The organism is Priestia sp. P5_B4, assembly GCF_056400385.1.
Window position 1 is genome coordinate 1 of the sequence record NZ_JBFULJ010000101.1, and the last position, 9355, is coordinate 9355.

At 36.5% G+C, this 9355-nt stretch carries 14 protein-coding genes; 6 read left to right on the plus strand and 8 right to left on the minus strand.

Going from position 1 to position 9355, the window contains the following annotated elements; translation table 11 throughout:
• A partial coding sequence (locus AC1DRF_RS11180; RefSeq protein ID WP_477740752.1) for an NlpC/P60 family protein occupies positions 1-151 on the plus strand: 151 nt, incomplete at its 5' end.
• Between the two features lie 139 nt (positions 152-290).
• Positions 291-833, plus strand: a complete 543-nt coding sequence (locus tag AC1DRF_RS11185) for a 5' nucleotidase, NT5C type (RefSeq protein WP_028415087.1) — start codon at positions 291-293, stop codon at positions 831-833.
• A 149-nt stretch (positions 834-982) separates the two neighbouring features.
• On the opposite strand, the gene AC1DRF_RS11190 is transcribed toward AC1DRF_RS11185, so the two are convergent.
• The 4 genes from AC1DRF_RS11190 to AC1DRF_RS11205 form a co-directional block, all read right to left on the minus strand.
• Entirely contained in the window at positions 983-1108 is a 126-nt protein-coding gene (locus AC1DRF_RS11190; RefSeq protein ID WP_013058681.1) for a hypothetical protein, read from the minus strand.
• A 358-nt stretch (positions 1109-1466) separates the two neighbouring features.
• A complete protein-coding gene (locus AC1DRF_RS11195; protein WP_427075156.1) occupies positions 1467-1637 on the minus strand; it encodes a hypothetical protein in 171 nt (56 codons plus the stop codon).
• 57 nt (positions 1638-1694) lie between these two features.
• A complete protein-coding gene (locus AC1DRF_RS11200) occupies positions 1695-1820 on the minus strand; it encodes a hypothetical protein (RefSeq protein ID WP_255255768.1) in 126 nt (41 codons plus the stop codon).
• A 103-nt stretch (positions 1821-1923) separates the two neighbouring features.
• Positions 1924-2328 carry a secondary thiamine-phosphate synthase enzyme YjbQ gene (locus AC1DRF_RS11205; RefSeq protein WP_043976663.1) on the minus strand — a complete coding sequence of 135 codons (405 nt, stop codon included), beginning with the start codon at positions 2326-2328 and terminating at the stop codon, positions 1924-1926.
• Between the two features lie 118 nt (positions 2329-2446).
• Between AC1DRF_RS11205 and AC1DRF_RS11210 the strand changes: the two genes are divergently transcribed.
• Genes AC1DRF_RS11210 through AC1DRF_RS11220 form a run of 3 tightly spaced genes read left to right on the plus strand, consistent with a single transcriptional unit; the run spans position 2447 to position 6126 of the window.
• A complete protein-coding gene (locus AC1DRF_RS11210) occupies positions 2447-3877 on the plus strand; it encodes a spore germination protein (RefSeq protein WP_016765285.1) in 1431 nt (476 codons plus the stop codon).
• A 21-nt stretch (positions 3878-3898) separates the two neighbouring features.
• Positions 3899-5002, plus strand: coding sequence for a GerAB/ArcD/ProY family transporter (locus AC1DRF_RS11215; protein WP_477740749.1), 1104 nt, complete (start codon positions 3899-3901; stop codon positions 5000-5002).
• Entirely contained in the window at positions 4999-6126 is a 1128-nt protein-coding gene (locus tag AC1DRF_RS11220) for a Ger(x)C family spore germination protein (RefSeq protein ID WP_477740750.1), read from the plus strand. Before AC1DRF_RS11215 ends, AC1DRF_RS11220 begins: the two co-directional genes overlap by 4 nt.
• Before the next feature lie 6 nt (positions 6127-6132).
• Here the strand turns inward: AC1DRF_RS11220 and AC1DRF_RS11225 are convergent, their stop codons facing one another.
• Positions 6133-6501: a hypothetical protein gene (locus AC1DRF_RS11225; RefSeq protein WP_013084654.1), complete on the minus strand. Its 369-nt coding sequence runs from the start codon at positions 6499-6501 to the stop codon at positions 6133-6135.
• Positions 6502-6731: 230 nt separating this feature from the next.
• Here AC1DRF_RS11225 and AC1DRF_RS11230 point away from each other — a divergent pair, with 230 nt between their 5' ends.
• Positions 6732-7334, plus strand: coding sequence for a DUF3885 domain-containing protein (locus tag AC1DRF_RS11230; protein WP_013058688.1), 603 nt, complete (start codon positions 6732-6734; stop codon positions 7332-7334).
• Between the two features lie 40 nt (positions 7335-7374).
• Here AC1DRF_RS11230 and AC1DRF_RS11235 read toward each other — a convergent pair whose 3' ends face one another.
• The 3 genes from AC1DRF_RS11235 to AC1DRF_RS11245 are packed head-to-tail and all read right to left on the minus strand — an operon-like array spanning position 7375 to position 9304.
• A complete protein-coding gene (locus AC1DRF_RS11235; protein WP_043976658.1) occupies positions 7375-8070 on the minus strand; it encodes a hypothetical protein in 696 nt (231 codons plus the stop codon).
• Positions 8070-8939, minus strand: coding sequence for an ABC transporter ATP-binding protein (locus tag AC1DRF_RS11240; RefSeq protein ID WP_477740751.1), 870 nt, complete (start codon positions 8937-8939; stop codon positions 8070-8072). The genes AC1DRF_RS11235 and AC1DRF_RS11240 overlap by 1 nt, the downstream gene beginning before the upstream one ends.
• Entirely contained in the window at positions 8936-9304 is a 369-nt protein-coding gene (locus AC1DRF_RS11245) for a GntR family transcriptional regulator (RefSeq protein ID WP_013058691.1), read from the minus strand. Before AC1DRF_RS11245 ends, AC1DRF_RS11240 begins: the two co-directional genes overlap by 4 nt.
• Positions 9305-9355 lie beyond the last annotated feature (51 nt).

Here is a 9355-nt window from a genome sequence, read left to right on the forward strand (position 1 = left end):
CTTCCAAACCTATACAAAAGGGCCTTCTCATGCAGGAATTTATTTAGGAAATAACCAGTTTCTTCACTGCTCTTCATCTAAAGGTGTGAGCGTCTCTTCTCTAAAAGAGAGCTATTGGAGCAAACGCTATTTAGGTGCTAAAAGAATGTAGTTTCTATAAAAAGGGCAAGCTGTGCGATTTTGATGCGGCTTGCTCTTTTTCTGCATGTAAAAGATTTGGTATAGTAGAAGCAGCACATTACATTGCAAAACCAAGCGTGTAGATGAATACTGTAAAGGAAGTTGAATAAATGCACACCCTTTTAATTGACATGGATTCTGTCATTTGTGATCTTATGACGGATTGGCATAACCAATATAACAAAGATTATTGCGACAGCTTATCGGTTGAAAAGTTAAAATGCTGGGAATCAGAAAAGTATGTAAAGCCGGAATGCGGCACGAAAATTTATGACTACCTCGATCAGCCGGGGCTTTTTTTACATTTACAACCTCTCCCTCATGCTGTTGAGGTTCTTAAACGACTTTATGAAAGGTTTTCCATTTTAATTGTTACAAGCAGCCGTACCTATGCTTATACAGAAAAAGAGCAGTGGGTTGAGAAACACCTTCCATTTATCGGAAAATACAATATCGTGTTTACACACCAAAAAGATAAAATATACGGAGACTTGCTATTTGATGATGCACCGCATAATTTGAAGGCTTTTCAAGCTACAGGTCGCCATGCTGTTGCCATGAGCTACCCGTATAACGAAGAAGTAAATGTCCCTCGCGTGGACGATTGGCTTCAGTTTGAACAGTACGTAAATACTTATTTTAACGAATGTTAAGCTAAAAAACACGTGAACTTTGTCATCAGAGAATGAATGCAGTGCGTTTGTTAGCACAGCTATAAGCATAAAAAAACCGCCTTTTGGGCGGTTTTTGACGGATAGCCCCTAAGGGTTATCCGCTTTTTATTTAAAAAAGATATCGTTTTTTAGTACTTATCAGCTGATGAGAAAAAGTCCATAATGGCATGGATAATTTCAACGGACTGAAAAGAAAACAATGATATGGCTGTTAATGAAAAGAAACCAATCATGGCCATACGTACAAGTAACATAGACTAATCGCCTCCCTGTTTTGAACTAAATGAACGCACCCAAAACAATTCGCTATCTGTCTTTGTTTGTACGACGTTTTCGCCAAGCAAAGGCAGCTCATTCACTGCGTGTAACAATGACAATGAATCTTCATCTTTCTCTTAAAGACTAAGCGTATAGTTAGTATATCAAATGAAACTTTTTCTTCAAGGCTATACTAGCGGTAAAAAAGGAAATAGTATGAAACGATGCGTCTTATCTTTATTTCATACAATTCAGTACCCTAATATTTATTATATTAAACATTTTAGGAAAATTGCTACTATTATATCTTTTTTTATAAAAAAAGATATTAAGACATAACTAAATCAATCCAACCTAAAGACGAACAAGTGAGATAAATGATCTCGACCGCTTGTTGCATCGCTGTTGATTTCCGTGTAAGACTTCGTTTTCCGTCAGCGTCCGATGAGCCTCCTCGTCTACATATACAAAACCTACGTCCACCCTACCAATGAAAAAATCCGAACGCGTTAAATTCTCAAGCAAGAATCAAACTCATTCGGATCTTCTTTCAATTAAAATAATTTTGTCTCTTCACTTTATTTATCGACACGTACTGTAATATTCATTGACAATGTCTAAAATGGTTGGGTATTCTTCCACCCATGTAAAATTTGTTTTTTCATTTTCTTTTTTTACTGCTTCTTGTTCTGCACTTATCTTTTCCATTGTTCAATCTCTCCCTTTAACTGTTATATAACATTTATATTAAATTAACTTTGTTTTATAACAATTTTCAGAAAAAAGTTGGACAATGACGTATGAAAAAAAGTTATTGTGCCGATAAAATTTTTACATAATACGTACGAGTCCTCGGTCCATCAAACTCACAAAAATAAATTCCTTGCCACGTTCCTAACAGCAGCTGCCCATCGTGAACGATTATATGCTGAGAGGAGCCGACCGTGCTCGCTTTGAGATGCGCCGCCGTATTTCCTTCCATATGAAGATCTAACTTATGTTCCCAAGGATATACTTCATCGAAGCGTCGGATCATATCGGTTTTTACATCCGGATCCGCATTTTCATTAATTGTTATACCAGCGGTTGTATGAGGACAGTAGACAACTACAGCCCCTTCTTTTAATCCTTCTGTTCTTATTAATGCTTGTACCTGACTCGTCACGTCAATCATTTCGTCACGCTTATTCGTTTTTAACGTAAATGAATGTAGCATACCATCACCTCTTTTCTTTACCATAACATATCTTTTCTATTCTTCCACATTTTTCGCATAACTCGTTTTTACATCGTAAACACTAAGCTCATTAACACAACAGGCGGTGAGTTTATTTATGCTCGATTCAAAATTTCAGCCCAATGCAGACTACACCGTTCAAACGTTTCTAGATTTGGTGGGTCAAAATACAGACGTTGGTTCCAAAAAATTATGGCTGTCTCCCACAAAATATATATGTATTATTTATCTCCAAGGATTAGTAGACGGAGAAAAACTTGATAATCTTACTCAGCATGTTGTTGAGACAAAAGCAAAAAGTGAAACGCAAACACTCGATGACATCGATTCGTTTATTTCTGTCATTAAAGACAAAGAAGTTTATACATACAAGCAAGCGATCTCGTGTTTTTTTAAAGGTCAGCCCTTGCTGTTCATTAGCGAAAGCACCACGGCATACTCGCTGAATATGTCTATGACCAAACAGCGCTCTTTAAGTGAACCTACAACAGAAAAAGTAGTGCGCGGCCCTAAAATTGCTCTTATCGAAAACTTAGATGAAAACCTTGGTCTTTTAAGGCAGCGTTCTACCGAAGAAGAAATGGTTATTGAAGACATTTATATTGGAAATACAAAGGAACATCGAACAAGTATCGTTTTTCATAATAAACACTGTCAAACTCACATCGTGAATCAAGTCCGAGAGAAATTATTAGACATTCCTTTAGATAACATTCAAGACTCAGGAATGATTGAAGAATTTTTAGAAGAAGCACCTTACTCACCGTTCCCTCAAGTACAAAATACAGAAAGACCGGATCGTGTTCTCGCTGCGGTGAATGAAGGGCGAGTAGCCATTTTAGTAGATGGCTCTCCTTTTGCTCTTTTAGTGCCTACAACTTTCGATATGATTATGAAATCACCCGACGATTATTACGAAAGATGGATAGCTGGTTCGTTGCTAAGATTACTAAGGTACTTGTCTATTTTTATTACCCTATTCTTTTCAGCTATTTATATTTCACTCGTTTCGTTTAACCAAGGTCTGCTTCCGACGGAGCTTGCTATTACTATTGCGGCCACACGAGAAAACGTTCCTTTTTCTCCTTTTATCGAAGCAGTGGTTATGGAAGTGACGCTTGAATTATTGCGCGAAGCCGGTCTGCGTCTCCCTACTCCTGTGGGACAAACAGTTGGACTTGTAGGCGGGGTTGTGATTGGTCAAGCAGCGGTGGAAGCCCATATCGTTAGCTCCGTTATGATTATTGTTGTATCTGTATCGGCAATTGCGTCCTTTACCGTTCCTCAGTACGGAATTGGTCTTTCGTTTCGAATTTTGCGTTTCGTATCTATGATGATTGCAGCAATATTTGGATTATACGGAGTTACCATGTTTTTTCTTGTTCTCGTCATTCATCTAACCAAGCTCGAAAGTTTTGGTATGGCTTACTTCAAACCGTTTTTTGCGTTAAATAAAAAAGCGTGGAAAGATTCTTATATTCGTCTGCCAAACAAAAGTCTAAAACAGTCTAAAAATAAAGCCAAATAAAACTGACAAAAGGAGGACCATATGGAACAATCACAGTCACAATCAAGCAAGCTTCTTTCAGACTTTTATGCCATTTCAATTATCTCTTCAACCATGCTGGGCGTCGGTTTATTAACACTGCCAAGCARCATTACAAACCAGACAAATAATGCAGACGGATGGATTGTACTTATTATGGACGGCCTTTTGTTTATTGGAATTGTTCTTTTTTTAGTCTGGATGGTTAAATATTTTACGATTAGCTGTATGTTTGACTTCACGCAAGAAGTAACCGGCAAGTTGATTGGAAATATCTTCAACTTCGCTATAGTCGTTTATTTCACATCTGTAGCAAGTTTTGAAGTAAGAGCTATGGCAGAAATGATCCATTTCTATTTACTGGAAACGATGCCCATTGAGTTAATTATCCTTTCGTTTATTTTGACAGGCGTCTATTTAATCACTGGGGGTATTAATTCTATTGGAAAAGTAATGGCCCTATGTTTTCCTGTAACGGTCATCATTCTTCTTATCTTATATCTTCTTAGTATCGGAATGGTCGATTTAAAAAACTTACAGCCCGTGTTAGCCGATGGATTCAGCCCGCTTCTTGCTGCTTTTACAACCGTCTCTGTTTCCTTTTTAGGGATTGAAACGATTGTATTTCTTCCAAAGCATATGAAAAACAAAAATCATTTACGAAAAGTTTCTATCATCGGATTTTCCATTCCTTTACTTTTATATATTATCACTTACGTATTAGTTGTCGGCGCGTTATCCGTTCCGGAGGTAAAAACGACCGTCTGGCCTACGATTGAATTTGTTCAGACGCATGAAGTAAAAGGAATTTTCTTTGAGAGGCTTGAATTATTTTTACTTATTGTCTGGCTTCTTCAGTTTTTTTTAACCTTTGTAATGTATTTCTTTTTAGCTGTTTCAGGATTTAAAAAGATTTTCAAAAACCGATCAACTACTAATATTATCTTTCTTGTACCCGTTTTATTTATGAGCTCTTTAGCCCCCAAAACAGCAAGCGACGTGTCGAATTATTCAACTGTTCTAGGCTGGGCATTTTTAGTGACATTTTTGGTTATCCCTCTTTTTTTCAGCATGTTAATGAAAATAAAAAAGGTTGTGTTCAAATGACGAAAAAATGTCTTCCTGTCATGATGACCATTTTTTTATTGTGCAGCTGTACAAATCATCGAAACATTGAACAACTTGCTCTTGTTATAGGCGTGGCAATGGATATCACATCGAAAATAGAACCAAAAACAGGAAAAAATCAGCTTGTGCTGACTCATCAAACGTTAACCGAGACAGAGTCCGGAAATATGTCTTCTTCCATTCCATACAAAAACATTACAACAGCTGGTCCTACAATTCATGAAATCACACGAAATATTTCGCTGAAATCTGATCCTATATACAGCCAGCATCAGCGAGCACTTTTAATAGGAGAAAAAGCAAGCAAGACCATCCCTCTTGATGCGCTTATCAATCAGTTTGTACGTGATAATGAAATACGCCGCAGCAGCCTTGCGTTTGTTACAAAAGGCGATGCTAAAAACGTTTTAACGATTCAAGGAATGTCTGTACCGCCTGTAAACTTAATTTACGAACTTGTTTATAATAAATTCAAAACGAACAAAATTCTAAATCCCCTAACCATGGGAGAGCTATCGGCTAAGTTAAAAACAGATCAAAGCTTTTTAATACAGCGGCTTTCTAAAATAAAAAATAGCGTTGAAATAGACGGCGCGGCAATCATAAAAGATAAAAAAGCAAAATTCACCTTAACTCAGCACCAAGTGGAGGCATTAACGTGGTTAACGGGGAATATTAAAGGCGGAATTATTTACGGCAAACACGGTCCATACCCCTTTTCCTATGAAATTGGAGATGTTCAGCAAGATGTGAAGGCCCGCATTGATTCAAATCACTCCGTTCATTTTGACATCAACGTTCAAACAAGCGGCAGGCTATCAGAAGATTGGGAGACTTCAAAACAGGCTCTTGCCGCCTCTAATGTAAAGAACACCGAAAAAAAAATAGAAAAAATCATTCGAAAAGATGCAGAAAAAACACTTCGCTTATTACAAAATAATTACAAAGCTGATGTGATTGACCTGCATGATTACGTACGAATTCATCATCCTCATTTTTGGAAAAAACATCAGCATGAATGGGATGAAATATTTACCCAGTCGACCATCGACTATCATGTTCATGTTCAAATTAAAGATTTTGGGACACAGGGCAGGGATTAGCTCTTATTACTCAACGCCAGCTTCAGTCAGCTCTTTTTTCTTTAGTTCCATAATCGTGAACTTATCGGTATAGTTTTTGCTGACGAAAAGCTGGCGTTCATTGTCGTTATTAAAATAAAATTTTTTATCATCTTGATATTGAAAATTTACTTTTTTCTTTTTCATTTGTTTAATAAACGTTAAGTAGTCATCTGAATGAATGAGATACCTTTTAGGCTTATCCGATATTTGCACAACATCTTCACCCGAAGATTTTAATTTTACAATACTCCATGCAATAGGAAGAGGATTACCTTCTTGAAAGATCGTTTTGTGAAAAATGAGCACAAAGAAAGCAGCTGTAATAATTGAAATAAGAACAAGCTGTTTTTTCACCGTATATCATCCTTTCTTCACGTCGTTACTACGTTAAGTAATACGACAGGCGTATGAAAAAACCTGTTCATCCGCAAAGGTTGTGTAAAGAAATAATGCAAAATCAACAAAATATAACAGTTTGGTTACCTTTTGATTAAATAACATTACTTCTTTACAAATTTAGCTAATCACGTGATAGACTAAACTCAACATATTAAGTCAGGACTAAACTAAATGAGGTGTTGCGTATGACTACAATGCGGCTTCAATCATACTTAACAACAATGTTTCCAAATGTTCAAATGAAAAGACCTCTTTTTTATAACGCGCCCGCAGGTATCCGTTTTACGCTTACCAATCAAAAAGGCGTATGGGAACGAGAATACATGAAAAATGTGTACGCACGCGCTTACGAAATTTTTGAGACACTCCATGAAAAAAATGATGAGCTGTTACTTGTTTTCAAAGCGAATGCTGCACAGGATGATTTACTTTTAAAAAAGAAAAAAGAAACAGCTATTAAAAAATTCATTCGCTCTCGTCTGAAGAAACAAGAAGTTCAATCCGTAGCATTATTAAATAACGCTGAGTATATTATTGCCTGTAAAACAAATGATGTGAAAGAAAAGCTTCTTTTGCAATCAATTGCCAACCGCGATCTTCATATTCATCCGGCTATCGAAGAAGAGTGTTACATTGTGAATTTGAATAAAGAAACCATCTTCCACCTATACGACGAGCGCGGACTGGACATTGTATCGAACAATCAGTCTTCTCTTCAACTTCTTCAGCAAAAGTTTCACGACTGGATTCTAGATATTGATGCAGCTTGCTCTAAAAAAGTACAATAAAAAAAGCAATCATTCAGTAAAGGAATGATTGCTTTTTTTATTAGGCTTGATGGACAGGAGACGCTTTTTTTAAAAACAGCCAGTTGATAAGAAAGAATAAGAAGCTTACGATAACCATTGTTCCGAATGTAAGTAACAACGACCCGTTCGAAAAGCTTTTTATAAAATGAATAACCGGTTCTTTTGTCACTGGAATCGTAAACAGTAAAATTAAAACAGCACCGGTGATCATCCCTCCTGTTTGCCCGAATTTGTAAACGATGCTGCCGAGCAAACACGATGCTGCTGTAACAAAAAAAATAAATACAGCGTCCGTTAAAAAGTGAACAGTGACAGTAGGGTCATGAAAGATAAAATCGCTCGCATAATAAAGCTGAACATTCATTAAATTCAAACTATTAATCACCTTTATGGAAATGCTCATGATGACAACATTGATAAGGGACATTACAATTGCAAATAAAGCAAAAACACAGGTCATCGTTAAAAGATATGCTTTACGAGTAGCTCCTAACTTTAAGCAAAAGGAAAAACTTTTTCGAATGATAATAAAACTTACAATACCTGAAAAGATGTACTGCGGCATACTTGTTACTAATAGAAGATGCTCATTCACCTGACTGAACACTAAAATATCTACTACAACAAAAGCTAACAGAATCGTCCAAAAGCGAATCATTAAATACTTTAGTTCAACGTAGAGTGAATAACTAATGGCGGCAAACTGTCCTTTCATTACGCTACACCTCCACGATTTGCTGTAAGATAAATCATAATATCCTGTATATGAACAGCTTCTATATGAAATGAACTGTCGACAAGCTCCTCAGCATAAATATCTTCATTAAAAAGGACTATTTTTTTCTCTCCTCCGAATACTTGTTCATGGATTATTTGCTTTCCTTTTTCATATTCTTCAATTTGACTTTTAGGTCCTTTCACACTTACACAGCGTTGCTGCAAATTTTCTGCTGTATCCTGAAGAATCAGCTTTCCTTTTTGCATAATGAGTACTTCTTCAAATAAATTACTTACCTCATCAATTAAATGTGTGGAAATAATGAACGTGCGTGGATATTCTTCATATTCATCCAATAGAAGCTCATAAAAACGCGCTCGCATCGCAGCATCAAGTCCAATATAAGGTTCATCAAAGATTGTGATGCTCGTTCGGGAAGATAGCCCAACAATAATTCCTAATGCTGATTCCATACCTTTAGATAATGCTTTCACTTTCATATTACAATCTAAATCGAACTCTTCCATAAGCCTCTCAGCAGCTTCTTCGCTCCAGTAAGGATAAAAAAGTGACGCAATTTTTAACACGTCTTTGACTTTTAATGTTTTTTTGAAATTTCCGCTTTCGTTAATTAAGCAGATGTTTTGCAAGACAGAGCGGTTTTCAAATGGAGATTGATTGCCCACTTTTACCTCTCCTGTCGTAACTGGAATATGCCCGGCTACAATTTGCATCAGAGTCGTTTTGCCCGCTCCATTTCTACCTAGTAACCCGTATATTTTATTTTTTGCTAGCGTAAGTGAAATGTCTTTTAACACTTGTTTAGATCCATAGCATTTATTTAACAGCTGCGCTTCTATATTCACTTTATTTCCCCCTTGTCTAACAGCTCTTTTAACTCGTTTACCGTAATCCCCAAATGCTGTGCTTCTTTTTTCAGGGGAACAATAAAACGGTTATAAAATTCTTCTTTTCTTTGTGTAAGCAATACTTCTTTGGCGCCCGCACATACAAACATCCCTATCCCTCTCTTTTTATACAATATTCCGTGGTCAACTAGCTGATTAATTCCTTTAGCTGCTGTTGCAGGGTTAATGCGATACATTTTGGCAAATTCATTCGTAGACGGTACTCTTTCTTCTTCTGGAAAAGCATCATTCAAAATATTCTCTTCGATGGTTTCTTTAATTTGTTGAAAAATTGGTCGCTGATGATCTAATGATTGTTTCATTTTGACTACCTCACTTAAGTGGTTCATTACTCATGTAACTAACTATATAAC